This is a genomic window from Photorhabdus australis DSM 17609 (assembly GCF_000711895.1).
Classification (GTDB): domain Bacteria; phylum Pseudomonadota; class Gammaproteobacteria; order Enterobacterales; family Enterobacteriaceae; genus Photorhabdus; species Photorhabdus australis.
In genome coordinates, this window is sequence record NZ_JONO01000005.1 from 94455 (window position 1) to 120273 (window position 25819).

The following is a 25819-nucleotide window of genomic DNA, read 5'->3' on the forward strand; positions in this document are numbered from 1 at the left end:
ATAGTTAATTACATCATGACTACGTCAAATTGTTCCTGACTATAGAGCTGTTCTGTCTGAACTTTTACCTGTTTACCAACAAAAATTTCCACTTCCGCCAGTGCATGGGATTCTTCCCCTTTCAACGCTTCAACCACGGCTGGCGATGCATAAATAAGGAAGCGATCTGCATCAACTGCCCGGTGAACCCGCACAATTTCACGCATAATCTCATAACAAACCGTTTCAACAGATTTCACCGTTCCCCGCCCATGGCAAGTAGGGCAATCGTCACAAAGTATATGCTCTATGCTTTCACGAGTTCGCTTACGCGTCATTTCTACCAATCCGAGCTGAGAAAAACCATTAATCGTTGTTTTGACACGATCTTTACTCAGTACCTGTTCAAGAGAAACTAATACCCGCCGACGGTGGTCTTCACTGTTCATATCAATAAAATCAATAATGATAATACCACCCAAATTACGCAATCTTAGTTGCCTCGCAATCGCCTGCGTCGCTTCGATATTAGTATTAAAAATAGTTTCTTCCAGATTACGGTGTCCGACAAATGCTCCGGTATTAATATCTATTGTGGTCATCGCTTCTGTCTGGTCAATAATCAAATAACCACCTGACTTTAATTCAACTTTACGGTCGAGTGCTCTCTGGATCTCATTTTCTACATCAAACAGATCAAAAATAGGCTGATTGCCATTATAAAGCTCCAATTTAGCAGTCATTTTAGGAATATATTCACTAATAAATTCCTGTAATTGATTAAACATTAGACGAGAATCTACACGAATACGATCAAGAGCTGTTCCAGCGAAATCTCGCAGAATACGATGAGCCAGAGCCAATTCACCATAAAGTTTATTTTTGGTAGCATTACGCTTTTTACGCTCTATGACCTTACTCCACAGTCGTTTCAGGAAAGCCGCATCCTGAGCTAACTCATCATCACCAACCCCTTCAGCCGCAGTTCTAATAATGAAACCTCCATGCTCATCACAATAGTCAGCAACAATATTTTTCAGACGATTACGCTCGTCTTCACTTTCAATACGTTGTGAAACCCCAACATGAGAAGCACCTGGCATAAATACAAGATAACGGGAAGGCAATGTAATATCCGTAGTTAACCTGGCTCCTTTAGTACCCAGCGGATCTTTCACTACCTGAACCATTAAGTCCTGCCCCTGACGAACCAGTTCAGCAATATCTCGAACATGAAAGTTCTTTTGTTCCTCACCAGCAATACATTCCGTGTGAGGCATAATATCCGAGGCATGCAAAAAGGCGGCTTTTTCCAGTCCAATATCAACAAAGGCCGCTTGCATTCCTGGTAATACCCGGCTTACACGGCCTTTGTAAATATTGCCAACAATTCCCCTCTTAGCTTCTCTTTCAACATGGATTTCCTGCAAGATCCCACCATCAATGTAGGCAACGCGCGTTTCGGATGGTGTTACGTTGACTAATAACTCTGTTGTCATGTATGCCTCTTTCCATCAACTAACGCAAAAAACTTTGTGATTAATTCATACGTTTCCACCAATGGCAGACCAACTACTGCGTGATAACTACCGTTCAAAGTCTTAACAAAGCAACCCGCTTTTCCCTGAATACCATAAGCACCCGCTTTGTCCATTGGTTCACCAGTTGCTACATAATCCAAAATTTCCTGCGTAGATAATTGACGAAAAGTCACATCCGTAACGACTATATCACTTAAAGTACGCTGACTATCTGATAAAGCAATAGCCGTAATCACCTGATGACACTGACCGGAGAGCGCGCTGAGAATTTCGACAGCATGCTGTTCACTGCGGGGTTTTTCCAGAATTTTATTATTCAATACAACAATAGTATCAGCTCCCAGCACCAGAAAATCTTCCGGTGCAATCGCAACTCCAGCCAAAGATTTATCTTTTGCTAATCGGCTGACATATTGATGCGGAGTTTCACCCTCTTGCCACCGCTCCTCTACCTGAGGAGAAAGAATTTCAAATTTAAAGTTCAATAATTCAACCAGCTCACGCCGCCTTGGTGAGCCGGAAGCCAGATAGAGGGTTTTCATGATGATATTGTCCTTACTACCTATCTCATTAGGCTATTCTATTTGCCCTTCTTTGATATTTAAGAGCGATTCTGGACAGACCTCAGACAAAAGCATTAACCTTTGAACATACTTTTAGTACGGTACCATCTCCATGTACTATGTATACGCCCCAGGTTATGAGTGCTATCCGTATCCACGATTTATTGGAAAGAATGGCCTGCATCACAATAACGTCTATGGAATAAGCTCTTGTCAGAATATTAAAAATTACCGTTTGCACTAATGCACATTAAACTGACGACGGATTTTTCGCATTAACAGGAATAACCACGGCCAAAGGATACCATTGACCAAACTGTTCCAAAACACTTCTGAATGAAACGCAACATTTGATAACAAAAATTCTGCCCAAAAAACACTAAAATCCATCAGCACAGATAAAGCAACGACGACCAAAGACTGCTGCCAGAGTGCCATATTGCGGAATAATTGAAACTTAAATGACACTAAATAACTAACCAGACTATAAGCCAGGGCATTAACACCCAACGTTGCACCCTGAATCAGATCTATGATAACTCCCAGTACAAAGCCAGTACCAACACTGACTCTGTGAGGTAATGCCATCACCCAATAAACGAGTAACAATGCTGACCAGGTAGGCCGATACATATAAATTTGCTCTGGCCACGGCATAATTTGCAGCACCATTGCAACCAAGAAAGATAACCAAATGACCCAACGCCCATGACTTCGGTATTGATTCATTAACGATTTCTCGCACTAATAAATTTAGCCGGCGTCACTGTTAGCTCAGAATTTGTCACTCTTTCTGCCGTTTTAGTTATTTCATCAGAAACCGAAGAAGGTGCTGGCGGCCCCATTTCATTTGCATGTGGCAATACCTGAGGCATCATTTGCATTAAACGTTCATTAGCAGCCCGATAAACATCCGATGGTGGCAATGGTTCCGATGGATTATTGTCCGCCCCCCACAATAACAGCAAATAACGTAAACGCTGTAATTCTGCCGTTGGCCGGGCTTTGATCACAGTATAGGCCCGTTGATTATCGACTTTAACTGACGAAACCACGGCTACCGGATATCCTTCAGGGAAGCGCCCCCCCAATCCAGAAGTGACCAACACATCCCCAACCCGAATATCTGTATTACTTGGCAATAACTCAAATTGCAAATCATCAGCACAACCCGCACCAGCAACAATGGCCCGAATATCATTACGTAACACCTGTATTGGCAAAGCATGTGTCGTATCACAAATCAGTAATACCCGGCTGGTAAACTGACTGACAGCAACAACCTGACCAACAATGCCTTTATCACTGATAACCGGTTGTCCTTCATAAACGCCTTCTCTTGAGCCCTTATCGATTACTACCTGATCACTATAAGGATTAGCCTTACCGGAAATCACCTGTGTCACCATCATATGCTCATCCTGACGCAAAGGTGATCCCAACAATTCACGCAGGCGGGAATTTTCTTGTTTAAGTTGCCCTAATAACAGCATATCGCTGTTTTTCATCAATAATTCCTGGTGTAAAGCTCGATTTTCCAATTGAAGTTGTTCACGGGAGGCAAGGGTTTCTGACACTCCATCAAGTACTTGACGCGGACCATTGGCAAGAAAATAAAATGGACTGACTACCGTATCCATATAGCTACGTACTTTACTGAGAGCATCAAGGCGGCTATCCGCCACAACCAAAGTAATGGCAACAATAACAGCAAAAAAAAGTCGTAATTGCAGGGAAGGCCCCCGGCTAAAAATTGGCTTCATAAGCTGCGCTATTCCAACTGTATTGTTTCATAAGCAATGGAATTCCCAGACAGCAATAGCAAGGAGGTCTGAATCCAGCGATCATCCCCCCCTCACTTGCAAGTTAACACTCACTCCTCGCTGAAGAGTTCACCACCATGCATATCAATCATTTCAAGCGCTTTTCCACCACCACGGGCAACACATGTCAATGGATCTTCCGCGACAATAACAGGGATACCGGTTTCCTCTATCAATAAACGATCAAGATTACGCAGCAACGCACCACCACCGGTCAAGATCATGCCACGTTCTGAAATATCGGAAGCCAATTCTGGCGGACACTGTTCAAGAGCAACCATGACAGCACTGACGATACCTGTTAATGGCTCTTGCAGAGCTTCAAGAATCTCATTGGAATTAAGAGTAAACCCGCGCGGTACACCTTCAGCTAAATTACGACCACGAACTTCAATCTCCAGCATTTCATCGCCGGGATAGGCAGAACCGATAGTATGTTTAATACGTTCAGCCGTCGCTTCACCAATCAACGCACCATAATTACGGCGGACATAATTGATAATCGCCTCATCAAAGCGATCACCACCAATGCGTACAGATGATGAATAAACCACGCCATTCAGAGAAATAACCGCCACTTCCGTGGTACCGCCTCCAATATCCACAACCATTGAACCTGTCGCTTCAGAAACAGGTAAGCCAGCACCAATAGCCGCAGACATAGGTTCTTCAATCAAAAATACTTCACGGGCTCCCGCACTGAGCGCAGATTCACGGATCGCCCGACGTTCCACCTGAGTTGCACCGACAGGAACACAAACCAAAACTCGCGGGCTTGGGCGCATAAAACTGTTGCTATGAACTTGTTTAATAAAGTGTTGCAGCATTTTCTCTGTAACATAAAAATCAGCAATCACACCATCTTTCATAGGACGAATTGCAGCGATATTGCCCGGTGTGCGACCCAGCATTTGTTTTGCTTCTTGCCCAACGGCAGCAACACTTTTCGATGAACCAGCACGATCCTGACGGATTGCAACTACAGAAGGTTCATTCAATACAATACCCTGACCTTTGACATAAATAAGGGTATTGGCGGTACCCAAGTCAATAGACAAGTCGTTGGAAAACATGCCACGAAATTTTTTAAACATAGCGAAAGGATAATCCTGCAAGCTGGGGACGGAATGAAACCCGTCTACTCTACCAACCACATGAAGCAGCGACAAGGCACATAAGCACTTGCTTCAATAAAAAAGTGGCTACGTTATTCATATCAACAATGCAATATTCTACGTTACTTTTCCCAAACAGAGCAGAAAAAAACTGCATAAAAATGGGTTAATTTTACCGATTGTCCTATAAAACGAAATGCAGAAATCACCTGATTTTTCACAATTCAACGTTATAGTGCCATCATTGCTGTAACCGTCGATCCACGTATCTCTATTCTAACCCGTAGTTGTTCCTGTAAGTTTACTAAAATCCACATTAGGCCCTCGTTATTTACTCATTATTTCCGATAGTCACTGCAACTAATCAGCCTATGCAACGGACAAGCTAATCATGTAATAAATTCCACGTAAAATACAATACTTCCTGCTGCAATATAATAAAAAACAGAATTTTCCGAAATCGCCTACAATATACTGAAACAACATAGAAAAAATGTGAACAAATTCCGTTTTATAATCCATCAAAACTTTATTTTTTCTTATATTTCTTATGTAAACTGCCAATTTTTATCTATTCTTATCTGATAAGAAAGTCATTTACCAGAGGGCAAAGCAATAATGAAATCCCTATTACTTGAACAAAAACAGAGTCAATTATCAGCTTCTATACAAGAAATTAGCTCTTCCCTTCTACCTGTGGGAGAAGTTACCGTTGATATTCACTGGTCAACTTTAAATTACAAAGATGCATTAGCAATCACAGGTACAGGTAAAATTATCCGTCAGTTCCCAATGATACCGGGCATTGATTTTTCAGGAATTGTGCATAGTACTGAAGATCCCCGTTTTCATATCGGTCAGCATGTGCTGTTAACTGGCTGGGGTGTAGGCGAAAATCACTGGGGTGGTCTGGCAGAACAAGCCCGAGTTTCAGGCGATTGGCTGACCCCTTTACCCGCAGGTTTAGATAGCAGACAAGCAATGATCATTGGTACTGCTGGCTTCACTGCCATACTGTGCGTTATGGCCCTGGAAGAAGGCGGGATCTTGCCAGAAAATGGCGATGTCATTGTCACAGGTGCTAGCGGAGGTGTAGGAAGTACTGCGGTAGCACTGCTTTCACAACTTGGCTATTCTATTGTTGCTGTCAGCGGCAGGCAGGAAAATCACGAATACTTGTTATCCCTTGGAGCAAAGAAGGTTCTACCACGCGATGAATTTAATCGTTCTCCCCGTCCACTAGAAAAACAGCTTTGGGCTGGCGCAATTGATACCGTGGGCGATAATGTACTGGCAACAATACTGGCGCAAACTCACTACAGCGGCACCGTTGCAGCGTGTGGCCTCGCCGGTGGAGTAAACCTGCCAACGACAGTTATGCCATTTATTTTACGCAATATACGTCTGCAAGGCGTAGATTCTGTCACTTTTCCATCAACAAAACGGCCTGCTGTATGGCAACGCCTGCAAAAATTGCTACCCGCCTCTTTTTATCAACAGGCAACCACTGAGATAACACTGGATCAAACAATAGAATATGCGAATAAATTAATAGCTAACCAGGTAACAGGGCGGACGTTAGTCCGGGTTCGTTGAGAATTGTGACTAGCCTCGAAAGTACGGCTGTTTTATTCTTGACATTTCCTCTGATAAGACCAGTATTTAGCTGCTAAATGCCACGATATTGTTATAATGTCGCGCTTTATCGCAGAAACAAGCTTAGTGACTGTTATAATAAAGATGACAAATCGTTAACATCGGATTATGTTGAGGCAATTGTTGACAAATTGCCGGAGATACCAGCACAATGGCAGACAAGTTTCACATTTTACTCCTTAATGGCCCTAACCTGAATATGTTGGGAACCCGGGAGCCCGATATCTACGGCAGCTTAACGCTTGATGATATCGTCAGCGAATTGTCTAAAGAAGCCCATAAATTGGGGGTTAAATTCAGCCACCTGCAATCCAACGCAGAATTTGAGCTGATAAACAGAATTCATTCTGCACAGGGTAATACTGATTTTATCTTAATTAACCCTGCTGCATTCACGCATACCAGCGTGGCACTGCGTGATGCATTGCTGACGGTAAAGATCCCATTTATTGAGATCCACCTCTCCAATGTTCACGCTCGCGAGCCATTTCGTCATCACTCATATCTTTCAGATCTTGCCGTTGGTGTAATTTGCGGTTTAGGGGGAGATGGCTATAGCTTTGCATTACAGGCAGCGGTAAATCGCTTGTCAAAACTCAACTAAATAAAACAGAAGAGTACGGAATCACACTCATGGATATTCGTAAAATAAAAAAACTGATCGAGCTGGTTGAAGAATCTGGCATCTCTGAACTGGAAATCTCTGAAGGGGAAGAGTCAGTGCGCATCAGCCGCGCATTAGCACCCCAGAGTTTTCCGGCAGCTCAACAATATATTCCTGTCCAGGCGCAACAACCTGCGCTGGCTAACGCTGTTGCACCTTCTCAAGCTCTGCCAGAAACTGTCAACGAGAAACCGGCTGCAATCAATGGTCACATTGTTCGTTCTCCAATGGTCGGTACTTTCTACCGTACACCTAGTCCAGATGCGAAACCATTTATCGAAGTCGGCCAACATGTCAACGTGGGCGATACCCTATGTATCGTTGAAGCAATGAAAATGATGAACCAGATCGAAGCCGACAAAACCGGTGTGGTTAAAGCGATTCTTGTAGAAAGCGGTCAACCCGTTGAATTTGACGAGCCGTTGGTCGTCATCGAATAACGAGGCGTTCCCATGCTTGATAAAATTGTAATTGCTAACCGTGGTGAAATCGCACTACGTATCCTGCGAGCTTGTAAAGAGCTAGGAATAAAAACTGTTGCGGTACATTCATCTGCGGATCGTGACTTAAAACACGTACTGCTGGCAGACGAAACTATCTGTATTGGCCCTGCAGCTTCTGCAAAAAGCTATCTGAATATCCCAGCAATTATTTCTGCGGCAGAAATCACGGGGGCAGTAGCCATTCACCCGGGTTACGGTTTCTTGTCTGAAAACGCCGATTTTGCTGAGCAGGTTGAACGTTCTGGCTTTATTTTTATTGGCCCAAAAGCAGAAACGATCCGCCTGATGGGAGATAAGGTTTCCGCTATCAATGCGATGAAAAAAGCCGGCGTGCCTTGTGTACCAGGCTCTGACGGCCCGCTGTCTGATGACACAGAGAAAAATAAAACCATTGCTAAACGCATCGGTTATCCCGTGATCATCAAAGCATCCGGTGGCGGTGGCGGTCGTGGTATGCGCGTCGTCCGCAGTGATAAAGATCTGGAACAATCAATCAACATGACGCGTGCGGAAGCAAAAGCTGCTTTCAATAACGATATGGTTTACATGGAAAAATTCCTTGAAAACCCACGTCATATTGAGATCCAAGTATTGGCTGACGGTCAAGGTCAGGCAATTTATTTAGCTGAACGTGATTGCTCTATGCAACGCCGTCACCAAAAAGTGGTTGAAGAGGCCCCCGCTCCAGGTATCACGCCAGAAATGCGTCGTAACATTGGTGAGCGTTGTGCCAACGCATGTATCGAAATTGGCTATCGTGGTGCTGGTACCTTCGAATTCCTGTATGAAAACGGCGAGTTTTATTTCATTGAGATGAATACCCGTATTCAGGTCGAACATCCAGTTACAGAAATGATTACCGGTGTTGACTTGATTAAAGAACAATTACGGATTGCCGCTGGAATGCCACTTTCAATTAAACAGAAAGATGTCATTGTTCGTGGTCACGCAATTGAATGCCGTATTAACGCCGAAGATGCAAACACATTCCTGCCAAGCCCAGGTAAAATTACCCGTTTCCACTCACCAGGTGGATTTGGTGTACGTTGGGAATCGCATATTTATGCCGGTTATACCGTGCCTCCTTACTATGATTCAATGATTGGTAAGTTGATTACTTACGGTGAAAATCGTGATAACGCCATTGCACGGATGAAAAATGCATTGGCAGAACTGATTATTGATGGCATCAAGACAAATATCGAACTTCAGCAAGCGATTATGAATGATGAAAACTTCCAGAATGGTGGCACGAATATTCACTATCTGGAGAAAAAACTGGGATTACAGGAAACCTAAAACCGGTTTAATGACATTAATATCTTTGAAGGAGCGTTTAAACGCTCCTTCAACTTACTGAAAAAGTGCTGCTTTTTAGCCGACACTTTGTTTTAATTGAGTTCTGTTCGCCAAACGGCGTTTACCACCACTTTAAAAACCCACCTTGAGGTAAAATCAGTGTGATTTTAGAATCTGTAAAAAGGGCAAACGCATCACGAAAAAACCAGTAAAAACGTTAGTCATTAAAGATTTTTTAAAGCAGGTAAAAAACTCGATACTATACTGATATTGGAAGAGAAAACACCAGGAAAGACGGCTTTTAAATCTATTAACCGCATTAAGAAAATTTTCTCAAAAAAAAAAGATTTTGCATGCCTGAAAGGAGTTTACGCAAAATGAGGATAATCGTTAAAAAAACTGAGAGGCTTTTAGATTAGACATGGAAAAAAGAACAAAAACGTTTCAAAGCATTAAAGATGATTAAAGAAAAATGAGCTATTTCCTTTTTAGCGGTGATTAACTCAGTTATCTATCAGACAAAGGTTAAAAAAATAGGTTCCGATTAATACCAGATTTTTAAGCAAGACAGAATGACTAAAAAACAGTTTACTTCCTGCCATATTTAATGCATTTACCAGCGATGCTATACTCCGTTTATTTTATAATTACCTAATCTGCCATGACCATTTAAAAGTGAAAATACAGAGATATTAAAGTTTTTATATAAAAGGCAGATTTAACTAAATACATGCAACTTTTCAAAAGGAGAGTTAATTGTATTTAATCGAAGTCATTGACCATTAAAAGAAAGTCGAAAAGAAATCAGCATGCAAAAGAATATTATCCGAATAGATGGGTATTAACGCGCTTTCTCATCGTTATTTTATGAAAAAAACCATAAAAACAACGCAATAGAAAATGGATAAAACGATTAATCCAGCAGGATTAACACCCTGAAAAAACGGGGGATTATCTGAAAAAAAATCAAGGATAGTGATTTATTAGAACTACTCAGAATTGCCGGTAAAACAGCGTCAGTAAAGGGTATGATTAACGTTGGTTTAGCGTAAAACATGATATCCTATAGTGATTAAACTTAATAAAAATCAGGTGGTAAAAGTGGTAACAAACAGTCAAAACACTAACTGATTAAAACTCTAAATTAGAACAGTGATTTTAAATAACAGTTTAAAACCTGCCATGATAAAACTCAAAGTAAGATTACGAGCCTGTAATTTAAACTGGCTTTACACTATTTGAACTCGCCAATAATATTACTTTTCTACGGTTCGATTAAACCGTTCCTCTTTATAAAAACCATTGCTCGTCAACTTCACAAATGATTTGTATATTGCTATATCATTTTTGAAAGCACGAGCATGATCATGTTCTAGTGGTGTTGTAGTCAAATAATTTCAGCTAGCTTCAGATACCTTGTTGCAACTTTTCATATTCAACCAACAACGGATCATTATTGTCTTTTCAGTCGATGAATCTAATATCTAATCCGGAGCCAACATCCGCAGTGGGTTCAGTAAACAGATATCCCGAATGTGTTCTTTACCAAGGCCAGCGGCTTTAAACCAGCGTCCACTATCGCTCAGCCATTGCTCAACATCTGGCTGAACTGGCTGTCCAAGATCAGAGCTATAGACAACATTATTCACCTCCGATAACACTTCAAAAAAATCTTCAGTTGTTTGATAACCAAGATAAACAGTTAATGCCGTTTGCTCCACATAAAGCCAATCATGTTCACCCAACGCCTTAAGATCTTTCGCGTTCAATCCTGTCATAGGACTGGCAGGTTGGTTCAGCATGAACTTACAACCACCCGCAGCGGTAATCGCATCAATAAGTTGCATAACCTCATAACGTGAAGCATGGCCTGATGACAGCACAACATTATGCTGCTGCGCAAAACTAATTAACTCATGGATCTCGTTATGCAACCGCCCATTGCTATCGACAACAGACAAAGGTTGCTGTGCCAAAGTTTGCGCAAAACCATTTGCCCAAGCACGTTTCATTACACTTTTATGGCCTGTAGGGACGATAGTCGGCAGATGAACCAGCAGCCGCGGAGCTTTACAGAACTGGTACTGACTCAGTGACTGGATAACAGAGTTAATTGCCAGCCCCCCTGAGGTTGCATTCAATACTACCGAACCAAAGACCGGAAGTCCTGCTTCCTGAGCCAGAGACGACAAAGCAGTAACACTCCCCAGATGGTTTTTAAGTACAACCCCACCACCATGTCGGGCGTATTCCCTTCCGGCTTCAAGTACGTTGTACCGCCGAATATAACTATCGGGGCGAGCATGATAATGTACATCCAGAAAACGAAGTTTTCTCTCCCAGTATTCTATAAACATCCAACTCATTGCGCAGCTTTCCAAGGTACGGCATACCCCAGTTTTTCGCGAGCGTTAACCAGATCTTCTCCGTTAGTTATAGCCTCAATAATGGCTTGTTCAGTTTTGTCAACGTTTTCCGCACGCTCAATAACGGTGAGCAAATGCTGCTGCGGTATGGCTAGCGCACCATTATCATCAGCAAAAATCCAATCTCCTGGAGATATCGCGACACCGCCAATATCCAGAGTACATTGTGTTGCAGCAACCTTGGCGCGATTCTTTCCGGATACCATATAAACCCCCGCCGTAAATAAGGGATATTCCAATCTGCGAACCTCAGACAAGTCTCTGGCTGACCCATAAATTACAGAGCCTGCGATTCCTTTTTGTACAGCTTTAAACGTTAAGATATTACCCCAGCTGGTACAATCCGTACGCCCCTGATTATCAACCACTATTACGTATCCAGCAGGTACTTCATCAATGTAGTTTCCAGCATTAAGAAACTTACCCTGTTCTGGAATGATAGGTTCATAGCGCACAGTATAAGCGGGTCCGGCCATTTTAATCCCGACATTACTACGTGGCACAATTCCAGCTAGTCCAGCAGGAATATGCAGACTATCCATTGCGTCCGATATGGCCGCACTGTCAAGCTCAATTAAACGCTTTTTGATTTGATCAATTTGTGTAGTTTGCATTACATTTCCTCTTCCGATTCACGTGCGCACAGGACACTCCAAGCGGCATATTCTGGTATAGATTGTTGCAGTAGCAATTTATTACATGGAAAATCCACCGAATATTGTTGTCCTTCATCATCTATGGTTGTCAGGGTCATCTGCCCAAGCATTTCTTCACCAGACAAAAATGAATTTATAGAAGGAAACGCAGTAATATTCACCGAAAGAGATTTTAAAGAACTATTTACTGCATATGTTGTGTGTAGATATGTATTTAATTCATCATCATCTGTGAACCAGTTAATACGGTATTGTTCACTGAGTTTTTCCATAGCAGTCATCTGGCAATCACTAACCAATTTGTTTTCAAACATGGAGCCAAAATTGGCCAATTGCTGTACGGAAAGAGGGGCGTCAGCAGGAGTAATAACTTGCACTACTACATAAGGCGCTTTCCACAGATAGTGAATATCACACTCAACACCATCAAAGAATGCGTTCACCATCGTACCGACTTTACTTTCACTAACGCCGATTAGTGTCCAATGGTAGTTTAGCTCTCTCATGCCAGCTACCGGGGGGATAGAATGTTCCTCCGACAACATTAATCGCATTTGGGACGGAGGCCCTGGCAACACAACTATTTTGCTACCATCAACATTAAGACTGAAACCAGGTGCTGTACCTGTAACATTAGAAATAACCTTTGCTCCGGATGGAAACATGGCTTGGAATCGATTCGAGTGATCACAATATACTCCCAGCTTTTCCAATCGTTGCTCTATTTCCACCCAGACGTTATCACGCATTTCCAGAGGGCTTCCTACCGCTTTTGCTATCGCCTCACGGGTTTTATCATCCGGTGTCGGGCCAAGACCGCCACACACAACAATAAGAGTATCCTGCCCCAACCTGCGAACCACTGCGGTAGCAATTTGGTTAATATCATCAGCACAAACCTGATGATGCTTCACTTTATATCCCTGCTCGGTGAGATATTCACTAATATCCTGAATATTAGTATTAGGATATTTACCACTCAGGAGTTCATCACCAACAGTAATAATCGATGCAGAATAGCCAGTGTATTTTTTACTTAGAGTACTAATAATAGCCTGTGCCATTTGTTGGGTTGTTGCGCTCCCCCCCATATCATAAGTAACAGTTCGTCCTTCACGTATCACATTATCTACTGCACAGTTAATTTGCTGTGCTGCATCAGCAAAACCAAGATATTCCAGTAGTAATGCTATTGTGTAAAACATCGCTGCCGGATTGGCTTTATTTTTACCAGCCATACCAGGCGCACTACCGTGTACAGGTTCAAAGTAGGCAATATCACTACCAATATTAGCGCTAGGCGCTAAACCAAGCCCTCCCATTACACCCGCTGCCAAATCAGACAAAATATCACCGAACATATTCTCAGAGACAATGACACCAAATTCATGCGGTTTTTTTACCATCCATAAAGCTACTGCATCTACATTATGGATATCCGCTTTTATTTCAGGGTAACGTGCCGCAACAGTATCGAAAATACCTTTTGCAAAATGCCCACTTTCCCGCATTACATTTGGTTTATCCGCAAAGGTTACACGGGAGTAGTTATTTTCCTTTGCATACTCAAATGCAGTGATAAACAAACGTTCTAAACCAAAACGGGTTTGTAGACGAACTGTCCATGCAGCTTCTTCAGGACCATATTTATCTATATTTGGGTGCTGTAACCAAGTCGTTGCAGTAGCGGGAATGCCTTTAAAATCGAACCCTGCATATAGTCCCTCGGTGTTTTCCCTAATAACACAACAGCGAAATGGTTTACGGTCCCCTTCTACATAACGTACTGGCCGGATATTTGCATATAATCCCAAACGCTGGCGTAATTGGATAACGGGTGACACATAATTTCTCGTTTTCACACGCAGATGCGGCGGCAACGCTTGTTGTGCTTCTTCTTTACCTTTACTAGTAATAGCGCCGAGTAACACCGCATCTACTGAAGCTATCTTTTCCCAAGTACTGGCAGGTACTGGATCACCATCTCTTTCCCAACAAGTCCAACCAATATCCCCAATTTCCAATGTCACAGGAAGATTCAGGGCCTGAAAAACGGGAAGAGCAGCATCGCATACTTCCTGACCAATACCATCCCCAGGTAAAATAAGAATTTTTTTATTCATAAGGTTTTGAGCCAATCGTTAATTACATTGTTAATAAATGACGGCTTATCTTCCCAAGGCCGCATTCCTGCTCCATCCACGACAACCAAACAGTGCATAGGATGAGTATTGACCACCTGATTATATTCTGTGGCTAATTGCGAACGTCCTCCAACTATGCTAAGAAATTTTCCTTTGTAATTACACAATATTGTTCTGGCATCCAGTTGTAGCAACAGTGAAAATCCCACCATCATGCGTTCCCGAGCAGTATTTCTTAAATGATCAGGTATCGCAGGCATTTTAGGAGGTGGAGTCCCACCTTCAGGAATAACAAAATCATGTAACACAGAAATCGCTTCATCTAGCTGATTTCTATTTAGTAATGCTATTAATTGTTCCAGCCTATTGGTCAGTAACAAATCAGCATATCCAGGACCACTCACTGAGATTACGCCCGTGAGGTTTTTCAGGCGAGACGCAAGCAATTGCACCAGAGTACCTGACATCGCAAAACCTATAAGTAAATAAGGCTGGGAAAAACGTTGATTGAGTTCAGATTCAATAATATTAATAGCGCAGTCGGGATCAGATGAATTAATTAAAGATAATGTATCAATAATCGACACCTGATATCCCATTTTCTGTAATAATATACGTAATGGAGTGCAAAAATCGCCATGATCCCAAAGCGGCATCACAGGTGCGAGAATTACCGCTTCAAGGCTGAAACATCCGGCATGGTTATTATGCCGTGTCATGCCGTTGCTCCTCGCAAAGATTTAACAACCTGAAACGCATAATTAATACCATTTCGTAACCCTTCTTCAAGAGCTGTTTTATTCTCCACACTCAAGTTGTACATACCCATCATTATATCGATAATATCGCGCCTAGAGGCGGCAAAAAAACGATGGGATTGCAGTTCATTAAGTTGATTAAATACTCGTTCAAGGTCATATTGTTTACTATTTTGGCTCAGATTGAGAAATGATAGCCAGCTTTCCAAATTGAGATTTCCGGCACCTTTTCCCATCCCTGATAGAGAACTATCAATAAAATTAACTCCAGCTCTCATAGCTTCAATACTGTTCGCTGTGGCAAGACCCAGATTATCATGAGGATGGAATCCCAATTGCAATTGCGTGGCAGACTTTAACTTATAAAACATCTGCGCTACCTGTTCAGGGAACAAACTACCATTTGAATCCGCCAGGTAAATAATATCAGCACCAGCTTGTTCACACTGCTTGGCAATCTCAATAATTTTACTGATAGAGAGCTGACTCGCTCGTGTAAAATTAATACCCACAGCCATTCCAGTCGCTCGAGCAATCTCGCACAACTCTAAGCATGGTTGCGGGTTATCGGCCTTAATACATAACCTAAGCAAGCTAACGCCATTCGTCTTCATCGCATAGATATCATCAGCATTAATATTATGCGGATGGGCAATGACTACCAATTTTGCCTCAGGTACCGATTGATGAATATCTCGGATATAACTATCCGGAGACATACCTGTTAGGCCAATATTAGAGATAGGCTTGAAAGAACCATTACGATAACCGATTTCAAACCATTCCACGCCACTTTTAGTCAACGCTTCAACATGTTTTATAGCGTATTCTGTTGTAAAATTAAAATTATTAAGGTATCCACCATCACGTAATGTGACATCTATATTATTAACCATTTTTCATTCCTATTTTATTTAGTTTCTATTACTTGTTTTTCACTTATTTCTTTATCACCTCTATTACCCTTTATATAAATAATACTACCGACCAAGGAAACAACTGTGATGATAGATGCCACCCTAATAGGTTCATGGTGAGATAGATAACCAATAAGTAATGACGCCAGTCCCGCACTGCCTAATTGCAAGGTTCCCATTACGCCGGAAGCTGTCCCAGCCACTTGAGAATGCGTGGCAATTGCCGATGCAGTACCTAATGGCAATAAAAAACCATTACCGAAGGTCAATACTGATATTGTTAGCACAGACGTTATCAATGGGTAGGAGCTAAAAATCATTTGTATCGTGAAAGCAATACCTCCAACAGCAAAGATGAGATAGCCATGAGAGATCGTCTTTCTCATGCCCTTCTGACGACTTAATTTCTTAGCGGTAAGATTACCCAACACATAACTTAAAGAGAGCATTATATAGGTGTAACCAACATATTTTTCTGACAATCCCATAGCTGTAAGAATAAATGGCGATTCAATCAAATAAGAAAAATATGCCGTATAAGCGAAGCAAGGTATTGCCGCATAGTAAAGAAATTCTTTATTTATTATCACTTGGTAAGTACTGACCAATACATTTTTAACACTCAATTTTTGGCGTTTATTTATTGGTAGTGATTCTTTCAACACTAGCAAGCACAATATAAGCGTGACTGTTATAAATAAAGTAAGAAATAAAAAACAGGCTTTCCAGCCATAATATTCATTTAACATACCTCCGATCATTGGTGCAACAGCGGGTGACATTCCCACAAAAGGGAAAATAATCAGATACAAATTGGCTGCCTCTTCTTTCCCCATCAGATCACTAATAATGGCGCGACTTAATGTAATACCCGCACAAGCGCCTATTCCCTGGAATAAACGCAATAATAGTAACTCACTAATATGCGTACTGTAAAAAATACCAATTGTTGAAATCAGCCATATAATCATCCCAGAAATAAGAACCCTTTTTCTTCCTAAACAATCACTTAATGGTCCATAAATAAGTTGAGAAAAGGCTATACCAAATAGAAATATAGCTATTGCACTTTGTATACTAGATTCGCTAACGTGATAATAGTTTCCCATTTTACTCAAAGCGGGTAGGAATATATCTGATGAAACCAGTCCCCCCATAGAAAGAAAAGCCATTAAAACGATAAATAATAAAGATGAAGTTTTGTTGCTCATAGGCCATTAACCAATCGATATAATAAACATTATCCCAAAATAAATTCCGTATAAAAAAATACGAGCCAGTTAAATGAGCATAATCACTTATTTAATGAAATATCAATACCTTGCATGTAAAAAGATAATAAATTAATTTGCATATTACCTTGTACTGCAAGAACCAGGAGATTTCCATAACAACATGAAAATTAAACCCCATCCACTTTTCAGATTAATAACTTTTACTCTATAAATAATTCCTCCAAATAGTGGGATACTTTTACACAACTTATTCAATAATTAACTTTTACAAAAATAAATTCATGTAAATGTCAATTAAAAAAATAGTAACATCAACATCACTTTTAGCAAACAAAAAAATATAGAATTTAAGTTCAAAAATGAATAAAAAAAACACAAAACACAGCATATAATACTAAAAAAGTCATTTTTAGATTACGGCACGAATATGAACTTGCCTTTTTGTACCAAGTACAATGCAGTCTGGACATCATTTCCAGTAGGGCAGCTTAGGCTGAATATCAGAGAACAAAAATTTCTACATAAATACTCTTTTGAAACAGGTACAGCGCAGTTTCACATCTGTAGTCAATACGGAGTAACGCCTGTTGTCATCAGACAAATTAACAGTCGCGATTATGCCGTAGTTAACGTCAATACCTTTGAAGACGTTGACTCTGCGCTGCTTAAATATGCTGTCGGCCACTAAGTTTACTGACGAAAACGAGCAAGCTCGATAAACGCCCGTGCCGCAGCCGTCTGGTACGCTCCTTTTCGCTGCATGAGAACCGCCGTTCTTTGTAGCAGTGAAGGGGTTAAAACAATCGAAACCAATTCCTCCCGGTCACAGGCAATCTTTGCCGGCAACAACGTGGCAAGGCTTGTATGTCGGATAATCTCAATGACAGCGCTCAGTGAATTGGCCTCCATCAAAACGCGGGGACAAATGTCGTTCTGCCTACAATAACGATCGATCTGCTTCCGTGTAGCGAATTCGGACGTGAGGAGAACCAGAGACTCGTTGCTCAAGGCTTTCAGACTCATCGTTCGACACTTTGCAAGGGGATGCTCCTTACCAACGACCAGCGCTAGCGTCTCCACCAAAAGTCGTTGTGCGTCGATGTCAGGCGAGTGGATCTCATCAAACGCAATCCCGACATCAAGTTCGTCATCGACCAGAAGCTCTTCAATGCGCTCCTGCGACATCTCCCGAATCGTTAACGTAACGTTGGGATAGAGATCGTGGAACGACTTGACCAAAGGGCCGATAAGGTAAGTCGTGAACGTCGGCGTAACGGCAATACGCAGAGAACCACGACTCAGGTCACCAACATCGTGGATCGCCCGCTTTCCTTCCTCCAAGTCCTGCAATGCCCGTCGTGCATAGCGGAAATAGACCTCGCCAGCATCCGTCAGCCGCATGGCACGTCCGGTCCGATCAAACAACTGCGCCCCAAGGGTTTCCTCAAGCTGCTTAATCTGCTGCGACAGTGCCGGCTGAGACACATGCAAGGCTGTAGCGGCGCGCGTGAAGCTGTGGTGCTCGGCCACGGCAAGAAAGTAGTTGATATGTCGTAAAAGCATGTGGGTCTCCATAAGGTATACCTATGGAGTGCATAATAAATCAGTCTTTTACCTTATGGATATCCGAAAGTAATCTTCAAACCATATTTTCGTTACACGACACAGAGATCAATCATGAAAGAGATCATCAAAGGCTTTCTGAAATTCCAGCGCAAACTCTCTGAGCCGGTAACCACGCTTTGATTCAATCTATTTTCAATGAGGTTTTTTCTATGAATTTTGTAAAACGCACTATCGACCTTGCGATGAAAAATGTGGAACAAGGGGGCCGGCCGTTCGCCACCGTGATCGTACGTGACGGCGACATCATCGCTGAAAGCCCGAACCTGGTGGCACAGACCTGCGATCCGACCGCACACGCGGAAATCCTAGCCGTACGGGAAGCGTGCAAGAAGCTCGGGACCGAGCACCTAACCGACTGCGATATCTACATTCTCGCCAGCCCCTGCCCTATGTGCTTAGGCTCGCTCTACTACTGTAGTCCGAAACAGGTCATATACATCACCACACGCGAAGACTACGCACCATTCTACAAGGATGATCGCAAGTACTTCGAGCTGGATACATTCTACGCAGAGTACGCGAAGCCCATCGCGGAACGCCGCCTACCCATGATCCAGCAGAAGGACGAAAGCGCTATCAAGGTATACCAGCGCTGGCAAAAGCTGAACAAGAAGTAACTCTCTGGCTTCTGGTCGGACATCCAGAATTTGAGATCGACATGGAGAATAATTAATACGGAGCGACTGGGTAGGTCTACATTAACTCAACCCTCAATAATGTTCCTGCATATTAATATACCTGAGCATCAGGTCCAGTGGAAAAAAGCGACAAAACACGACATTTAGCCCGCACCAGTTTTTAACCCATCAACCATGAGAGTCTGTGTAAACAGACTTTCAGATTATTGACAAAGTGCTAGTTTTTCTATCCGGCGCTTTGTTTTAATTAAATTCCGTTCACCCGACGGAGATGGCCGCCATGTTAAGAATACCTTCTCCCCAAACTTTCCCGCCAGAAACGCTCTCGCTTGACAAACTGATTCATAATGAAAGAAACCCCGTTATTTTCAACGAGGTTTGTCAGCGGTCTGAAAGAGTGTATAAACAGATTCTCTCTTTTTTCGCCCATTGCTATTTTTAAACAAAACTCCGGCTATTAACCACATATCACATTTTTCCTGAATGAATTCGCATCTTGCCGTACAATCCTTCCCTTCTCATCTTATTTAATTACCGGAAGAACGAATGGACAGACGATTTGTTCAATCCCATAAAGAAGCACTCTGGGCAATGTTCCTGACACTTGCCTATCTTATTGGCTGGCTGCTGACAGCCTATTTGCCTGGTGATACTCCTGGTGTCACTGGCTTACCACACTGGTTCGAAATGGCATGTTTGTTACTACCAATCACATTTATCCTCCTCTGCTGGTTGATGGTTAAATTTATTTTCAAAGAAGTCCCATTGGAGGATGAAAATGCAAAGTGAAGTTATCCTACCTCTACTAGGCTATCTTGCTCTGGTATTTCTTTTGTCAATTTACGCTTATCGACGCCGCCAGCAAGGCGCCTTCCTGACTGAATATTTCCTTGGTAATCGCTCAATGGGTGGTTTTGTACTGGCAATGACCATTACCGCGACTTATATCAGCGCCAGTTCATTTATCGGCGGACCAGGAGCAGCTTATAAATATGGCCTTGGATGGGTATTACTGTCTCTAATTCAGTTACCAGCGATATGGCTTTCCCTTGGCGTATTGGGTAAAAAATTTGCCATTCTCGCCCGTCGCTATAATGCCGTCACTCTCAATGACATGCTGTATGCCCGCTATGGTAGTCGTTTTCTGGTTTGGTTTGCTAGCCTAAGCCTTTTAGTGGCTTTTATCGGAGCGATGACTGTCCAGTTTATTGGCGGCGCACGCCTGCTAGAGACCGCCGCAGGTATTCCCTATGGTACTGGATTGATGATTTTTGGTATCTCTATCGCTCTCTATACCGCATTTGGTGGTTTTAGAGCGGGGGTCCTCAATGATGCCCTACAAGGGCTGGTAATGCTACTAGGCACAATTCTGTTGCTGGTAGCCGTTATCTATAAAGCCGGCGGCCTGCCGGAAGCTGTTGCCACATTACGAACCATTAATCCTGAATTAGTTTCCCCACAAGGAACGGACCATATCCTCAACGGGCCTTTCATGGCATCTTTTTGGATACTCGTCTGTTTTGGCGTTATCGGACTACCTCACACTGCCGTTCGTTGCATCTCCTACCGCGACAGTAAAGCCGTCCATCATGGGATCATCATCGGTACCATCGTTATGACCATCCTCATGTTTGGTATGCACCTGGCTGGCGCTCTTGGTCGAGCAATTATTCCGGATCTGACCATTCCCGATCAAGTTATCCCAACACTGATGATCACCGTGTTACCCCCCTTCGCAGCCGGAATTTTTCTGGCGGCGCCGATGGCGGCAATTATGTCAACAATTAACGCGCAACTGCTGCAATCTTCTGCGACGATCGTAAAAGATCTTTATCTAAATTTGTTTCCACAACAAATAGCTCAAGAAAAGAAATTAGCGCGGATTTCCAATTGCTCTACCTTGGTTCTTGGCCTGTTGCTACTTTTAGCAGCCTGGCGTCCACCAGAAATGATCATTTGGCTAAATCTACTGGCTTTCGGTGGCTTACAAGCCGTATTCCTCTGGCCATTAGTGCTGGGATTATACTGGGAAAAAGCCAATGCATATGGTGCAGTCAGTTCAATGATAACAGGAGCAGTAAGCTATGCTTTGCTCGCCAGTTTCGATATTCAACTATTAAACTTTCATCCTATCGTACCATCACTGCTATTTAGCCTGCTGGCTTTCTGGATTGGTAATATTATTGGTCCCCGGTTGCCACAATGGATAGCCAAACTTCATTAAGCTGGTTGTTTTTAACCTATTTTTAGTAAAAGAGAATTTTTATGCCTTGGATACAACTTCGATTAAATACCACAGGACAGTTAGCAGAATCCTTGGGGGATCACCTGATGGAAAGTGGAGCCGTATCGGTCACTTTTCAAGACAGCCACGATAACCCTATATTCGAACCTCTGCCAGGTGAAACTCGTTTGTGGGGAGATACAGACGTCATCGGGCTTTATGATGCTGAAACCGATATGAAAGCAGTTATCTGCCAACTTGAACAAGTTTCTCAGTTGGGTAAAGGATTTGTTCATAAGATTGAGCAGCTGGAAGATAAAGATTGGGAACGTGAATGGATGGACAACTTCCATCCAATGCGTTTTGGGAATCGTCTATGGGTTTGCCCAAGCTGGCGTGAAGTCCCTGACCCAGACGCTGTCAATGTCATGCTAGACCCTGGATTGGCTTTTGGCACTGGCACACACCCAACCACATCACTATGCCTACAATGGCTGGACAGCCTCGATCTAACAGGAAAAACCATCATTGATTTTGGTTGTGGCTCCGGCATACTGGCAATTGCCGCTCTAAAACTCGGTGCAGCGCACGCTATTGGCATAGATATCGATCCGCAGGCCATTCAGGCCAGCCGTAATAATGCAGAGCGTAATGGCGTTATAGAGCGTTTAACGCTATATTTGGCGAAGGATCAACCAAATGATCTTGAATCCGATGTAGTAATTGCTAATATTTTGGCAGGCCCCTTGCGTGAACTCGCCCCTATAATTGGTGCATTACCAAAATCAGGCGGTCTGTTAGGTTTATCTGGCATTCTGGCAAGTCAGGCAGAAAGTGTTATTCAAGCCTATGCTGATAAATTTGTGATAGATCCTGTCGCAGAACAGGAAGAGTGGTGTCGAATATCTGGGGTAAAAATAGTAACAAATTAAAACTATTTAATTTTGTTATGATAAACAAGGGTAACTTTTAATCACTTACTGGTGGTAATCCGTGCTATCAGTAAACTTACTGATAGAAAAATCCTAAGTGATAAACTTTACCACTAACATATAACACTATGTTATTTATGAATAATTATATTTATCTCAGAATAAAAGCTGGAAAAAAGTTGTAACAAATGTCGATTTGCTCAAAGTTTGGCCTTTCATATTTTGCGAAAAATGCGTAATATACGCGCCCTTGCAGTCACAGTATGGCCACTCTTTTTTCGTCTATGCGTATCGGACAATACCAGCTGAAAAACTGTCTTATCGCGGCCCCAATGGCTGGCATAACTGACCGCCCATTTCGGTCACTATGCTATGCAATGGGTGCGGGAATGGCAGTATCGGAAATGCTTTCTTCCAATCCACAAGTTTGGAAGACAGACAAATCCCGGCTGCGTATGGTTCACAGTGACGAACCGGGAATTCGTTCCGTGCAAATTGCCGGTAATGATCCAGATGAGATGGCAGCGGCAGCGAAAATTAACGTCGCTAATGGTGCTCAAATCATTGATATCAACATGGGGTGCCCAGCCAAGAAAGTGAATCGTAAGCTGGCAGGTTCAGCTTTACTACGTTACCCGGAATTGGTCGAAAAGATCCTTTCCGCTGTTGTAAATGCAGTAGATGTTCCTGTTACGCTGAAAATTCGCACTGGATGGTCGCCAGAAGAACGAAACTGTGTAAAAATTGCCCAATTGGCCGAGCATTGTGGTATTCAGGCTCTGACGATTCACGGCAGGACTCGTGCCTGTTTGTTTAACGGAGAAGCAGAGTATGACAATATTCGGACAGTTAAGCAGACTGTTGCCATCCCGGTTATTGCCAATGGTGACATTACTGACCCGCTTAAGGCCAGAGCAGTGCTTGAATACACTGGGGCTGATGCCCTAATGATAGGCCGCGCTGCTCAGGGAAGACCCTGGATCTTCCGGGAAATCCAGCACTATCTGGAAACAGGGGAACTGCTGCCACCGATGCCGATTGGCGAAGTGCAGCATTTAATGAACGAGCATATACGGGAATTGCACGACTTTTATGGTCCAGGCAAGGGAGCCCGTATCGCACGTAAGCATGTATCTTGGTATCTCAGAGAACATGCCCCTGATGACCAGTTCCGGCGCACATTCAACACCATAGAGGATGCCAGCGAACAGCTGGAGGTGTTGAAGGCATATTTCGAAAATTTTGCGTAATATAAAGAAAAGAGCTGACAGAACTATGTTCGAACAACGCGTAAATTCTGACGTACTAACCGTTGCTACTGTAAATTCACAAGATCAGGTAACTCAAAAGCCTTTGCGTGACTCAGTTAAACAAGCACTGAAGAACTATTTTGCTCAACTGAATGGTCAAGATGTTAATGACCTGTATGAGTTGGTACTGGCTGAAGTGGAACAGCCATTGTTGGACATGGTGATGCAATACACCCGTGGCAACCAAACACGTGCTGCTCTGATGATGGGCATCAACCGTGGTACACTGCGTAAGAAATTGAAAAAATATGGTATGAACTGATAGAAGTCAGTTAACTTACTAAAAAAAGACACTTTTACTTTGTTGAAGTGTCTTTTTTCGCTGTCTGTTTGTTATACCCAATAGATTTCAAGATGCATCGCGACGGCAAAGGAGCGAATCCCCAGGAGCATAGATAACTCTGTGACCGGGGTGAGTGAGTGCAGCCAACAAAGAAGCAACTTGAAAGATGACGGGTATATACACAGTAAAAGGAGCCGCAGGATATAAAACCTTTACATATTCCTACCTATTACCACTTACTGACCACTGATTCGGAATTCTCCTGACACCAAGTCATTCCGTTACTGACCGGTTATTTCCGGATTTCACCAGCATTAAATAATTACTTACCGCTAGCAATAAAATAAAACAACCACAATATACCAAGATAACACCGAGGCATTGGTACCAACCAGTTAGCATCAAACCACCACCTAACAGCAAATAATACAGTAAACCCAATAACGCCCCTGCGGTTCCCAATCTATCCGTATAATTAATCAATGCAGAAGACAGGATGTTAGGAATCGCAATTCCGTAGGCCACAACAACCAAAATCATAGGTAAGATAAATAGCCAGGTAACTTCCATAGCCATTATCAACCCTCCGCCAACAAGAACAATGACAGAAGAAAGCAGCATTAAATTTGGTGAATTCCATTCTTTTTTCAGTAAAAATTTATTTAACCAAGAACCAATACCTACCCCTAATGCTAAAAGCAAACCCGTGTAACCGAACATCTCAGAAGAGAGTCCCAACCGCTCAAAATTAAATGGAGCTAACTGGTAATAACTGAACACACATAGATTAAAGAGGGCTATCAATAACGCATTGCACCAAATTGCTACATCCTTAAGCATGATAATTAAAGTACCTATTAGCGGTATTGTTACCATTGACACAGGGCGGGTTTCAGGCAGACAAATAGCAGACCAACCTAACAGTAATACCGCAAGTAAAGACAAACCGGAAAAGACACCTTTATACCCCCAGAAGTACACCAAAATAGAACCACTTATCATGCCAACAGCCGGACTTACGGCCAAAGCTACTCCCATAATAGAAAATACTCGAGCTAATTCACTTCCCTGGTAAACATCCCTCAGCATTGTTTGCGTTCCTACCGAGCCCACTGCAGCCCCAAATGCAGATAACATCCTGACCACCAATAACAACTCAAACTGTCGGCTGAGTAATGCCATTAATGAAGCACCGCTATAGAGTAACAATCCACTCAATAGAGTTAGCCGTCTGCCTATGAGATCACACATACGCCCCCAAACAACCACTCCGATAGCAAAAGCGAAAAAATATAAAGATAGCGTTTGAGCAGCTTGCTCGGCACTCACTTTAAATTCCTTTGCGATGTTGGTTAATGCCGGGCTATAGATGGTTTCTACAATTTGTGGAAACATCATCAGTGCTGTTGCCAGAGTAAGTCCAAGTTTACGTTGCATTGTATTTTTCTTAATCAATTAGACAATAAAACGTAAATTAACACGATCTTAATTGTCGCATTACAATAATAAAGACAATTTATTTATTAA

At 42.5% G+C, this 25819-nt stretch carries 23 protein-coding genes; 10 read left to right on the forward strand and 13 right to left on the reverse strand.

The features are described 5' to 3' along the window. Positions 1-8 precede the first annotated feature (8 nt). The 5 genes from rng to mreB all read right to left on the reverse strand — a co-directional run bounded on the left by rng (position 9) and on the right by mreB (position 5000). Positions 9-1478, reverse strand: a complete 1470-nt coding sequence (rng, locus tag BO26_RS02245; RefSeq protein WP_036768426.1) for a ribonuclease G — start codon at positions 1476-1478, stop codon at positions 9-11. Next, positions 1475-2062: a Maf family protein gene (locus tag BO26_RS02250; RefSeq protein ID WP_036768427.1), complete on the reverse strand. Its 588-nt coding sequence runs from the start codon at positions 2060-2062 to the stop codon at positions 1475-1477. Before BO26_RS02250 ends, rng begins: the two co-directional genes overlap by 4 nt. A gap of 261 nt (positions 2063-2323) precedes the next feature. Then, positions 2324-2812: a rod shape-determining protein MreD gene (gene mreD, locus BO26_RS02255; RefSeq protein WP_036768428.1), complete on the reverse strand. Its 489-nt coding sequence runs from the start codon at positions 2810-2812 to the stop codon at positions 2324-2326. Further along, a complete protein-coding gene (gene mreC / locus BO26_RS02260; protein ID WP_036768429.1) occupies positions 2812-3846 on the reverse strand; it encodes a rod shape-determining protein MreC in 1035 nt (344 codons plus the stop codon). The genes mreD and mreC overlap by 1 nt, the downstream gene beginning before the upstream one ends. Before the next feature lie 110 nt (positions 3847-3956). Then, positions 3957-5000 (reverse strand): rod shape-determining protein MreB, encoded by a 1044-nt coding sequence (gene mreB, locus BO26_RS02265; protein ID WP_036768430.1) that lies wholly within the window; start codon positions 4998-5000, stop codon positions 3957-3959. A 639-nt stretch (positions 5001-5639) separates the two neighbouring features. On the opposite strand from mreB, the gene acuI reads away from it, so the two are divergent. From acuI to accC, 4 genes are all read left to right on the forward strand, one after another. Further along, positions 5640-6617: an acrylyl-CoA reductase (NADPH) gene (acuI, locus tag BO26_RS02270; protein WP_036768431.1), complete on the forward strand. Its 978-nt coding sequence runs from the start codon at positions 5640-5642 to the stop codon at positions 6615-6617. Positions 6618-6828: 211 nt separating this feature from the next. Beyond that, positions 6829-7281 carry a type II 3-dehydroquinate dehydratase gene (aroQ, locus tag BO26_RS02275; RefSeq protein WP_036768432.1) on the forward strand — a complete coding sequence of 151 codons (453 nt, stop codon included), beginning with the start codon at positions 6829-6831 and terminating at the stop codon, positions 7279-7281. A gap of 29 nt (positions 7282-7310) precedes the next feature. Continuing rightward, on the forward strand, positions 7311-7781 hold the full coding sequence (gene accB, locus BO26_RS02280) for an acetyl-CoA carboxylase biotin carboxyl carrier protein (RefSeq protein WP_036768433.1): 471 nt from the start codon (positions 7311-7313) through the stop codon (positions 7779-7781). A gap of 12 nt (positions 7782-7793) precedes the next feature. Next, the gene (gene accC, locus BO26_RS02285; protein ID WP_036768434.1) at positions 7794-9143 is read left to right on the forward strand and encodes an acetyl-CoA carboxylase biotin carboxylase subunit; all 1350 of its coding nucleotides are present in this window, start codon (positions 7794-7796) and stop codon (positions 9141-9143) included. A gap of 1484 nt (positions 9144-10627) precedes the next feature. Here the strand turns inward: accC and BO26_RS02290 are convergent. The 7 genes from BO26_RS02290 to cynR all read right to left on the reverse strand — a co-directional run bounded on the left by BO26_RS02290 (position 10628) and on the right by cynR (position 18842). Continuing rightward, positions 10628-11509 (reverse strand): DUF6282 family protein, encoded by an 882-nt coding sequence (locus BO26_RS02290; RefSeq protein WP_051690839.1) that lies wholly within the window; start codon positions 11507-11509, stop codon positions 10628-10630. Continuing rightward, a complete protein-coding gene (locus BO26_RS02295) occupies positions 11506-12183 on the reverse strand; it encodes an RraA family protein (protein ID WP_036768435.1) in 678 nt (225 codons plus the stop codon). Before BO26_RS02295 ends, BO26_RS02290 begins: the two co-directional genes overlap by 4 nt. Beyond that, the gene (locus tag BO26_RS02300; protein WP_036768436.1) at positions 12183-14348 is read right to left on the reverse strand and encodes an isocitrate/isopropylmalate dehydrogenase family protein; all 2166 of its coding nucleotides are present in this window, start codon (positions 14346-14348) and stop codon (positions 12183-12185) included. Before BO26_RS02300 ends, BO26_RS02295 begins: the two co-directional genes overlap by 1 nt. Next, on the reverse strand, positions 14345-15088 hold the full coding sequence (locus BO26_RS02305; RefSeq protein WP_051690840.1) for an alpha/beta hydrolase: 744 nt from the start codon (positions 15086-15088) through the stop codon (positions 14345-14347). Before BO26_RS02305 ends, BO26_RS02300 begins: the two co-directional genes overlap by 4 nt. Beyond that, a complete protein-coding gene (locus tag BO26_RS02310) occupies positions 15085-16023 on the reverse strand; it encodes a beta/alpha barrel domain-containing protein (RefSeq protein ID WP_036768437.1) in 939 nt (312 codons plus the stop codon). The genes BO26_RS02305 and BO26_RS02310 overlap by 4 nt, the downstream gene beginning before the upstream one ends. A gap of 14 nt (positions 16024-16037) precedes the next feature. Next, positions 16038-17255 (reverse strand): multidrug effflux MFS transporter, encoded by a 1218-nt coding sequence (locus tag BO26_RS02315; protein WP_036768438.1) that lies wholly within the window; start codon positions 17253-17255, stop codon positions 16038-16040. 714 nt (positions 17256-17969) lie between these two features. Beyond that, positions 17970-18842 carry a transcriptional regulator CynR gene (gene cynR, locus BO26_RS02325; protein ID WP_036768439.1) on the reverse strand — a complete coding sequence of 291 codons (873 nt, stop codon included), beginning with the start codon at positions 18840-18842 and terminating at the stop codon, positions 17970-17972. 212 nt (positions 18843-19054) lie between these two features. Here cynR and BO26_RS02330 point away from each other — a divergent pair, with 212 nt between their 5' ends. From BO26_RS02330 to fis, 6 genes are all read left to right on the forward strand, one after another. Next, on the forward strand, positions 19055-19522 hold the full coding sequence (locus tag BO26_RS02330) for a nucleoside deaminase (protein ID WP_036768440.1): 468 nt from the start codon (positions 19055-19057) through the stop codon (positions 19520-19522). Positions 19523-20089: 567 nt separating this feature from the next. Further along, positions 20090-20332, forward strand: coding sequence for a YhdT family protein (locus BO26_RS02335; protein WP_036768441.1), 243 nt, complete (start codon positions 20090-20092; stop codon positions 20330-20332). Then, the gene (panF, locus tag BO26_RS02340; RefSeq protein WP_036768442.1) at positions 20322-21767 is read left to right on the forward strand and encodes a sodium/pantothenate symporter; all 1446 of its coding nucleotides are present in this window, start codon (positions 20322-20324) and stop codon (positions 21765-21767) included. The genes BO26_RS02335 and panF overlap by 11 nt, the downstream gene beginning before the upstream one ends. A gap of 41 nt (positions 21768-21808) precedes the next feature. After that, positions 21809-22699, forward strand: coding sequence for a 50S ribosomal protein L11 methyltransferase (gene prmA / locus BO26_RS02345; protein WP_036768443.1), 891 nt, complete (start codon positions 21809-21811; stop codon positions 22697-22699). Positions 22700-22983: 284 nt separating this feature from the next. Next, the gene (gene dusB / locus BO26_RS02350; protein ID WP_036768511.1) at positions 22984-23949 is read left to right on the forward strand and encodes a tRNA dihydrouridine synthase DusB; all 966 of its coding nucleotides are present in this window, start codon (positions 22984-22986) and stop codon (positions 23947-23949) included. Between the two features lie 25 nt (positions 23950-23974). After that, a complete protein-coding gene (gene fis, locus BO26_RS02355; protein ID WP_010847912.1) occupies positions 23975-24271 on the forward strand; it encodes a DNA-binding transcriptional regulator Fis in 297 nt (98 codons plus the stop codon). Positions 24272-24565: 294 nt separating this feature from the next. Here the strand turns inward: fis and BO26_RS02360 are convergent, their stop codons facing one another. Beyond that, positions 24566-25729 carry an MFS transporter gene (locus tag BO26_RS02360; protein WP_036768445.1) on the reverse strand — a complete coding sequence of 388 codons (1164 nt, stop codon included), beginning with the start codon at positions 25727-25729 and terminating at the stop codon, positions 24566-24568. Positions 25730-25819 lie beyond the last annotated feature (90 nt).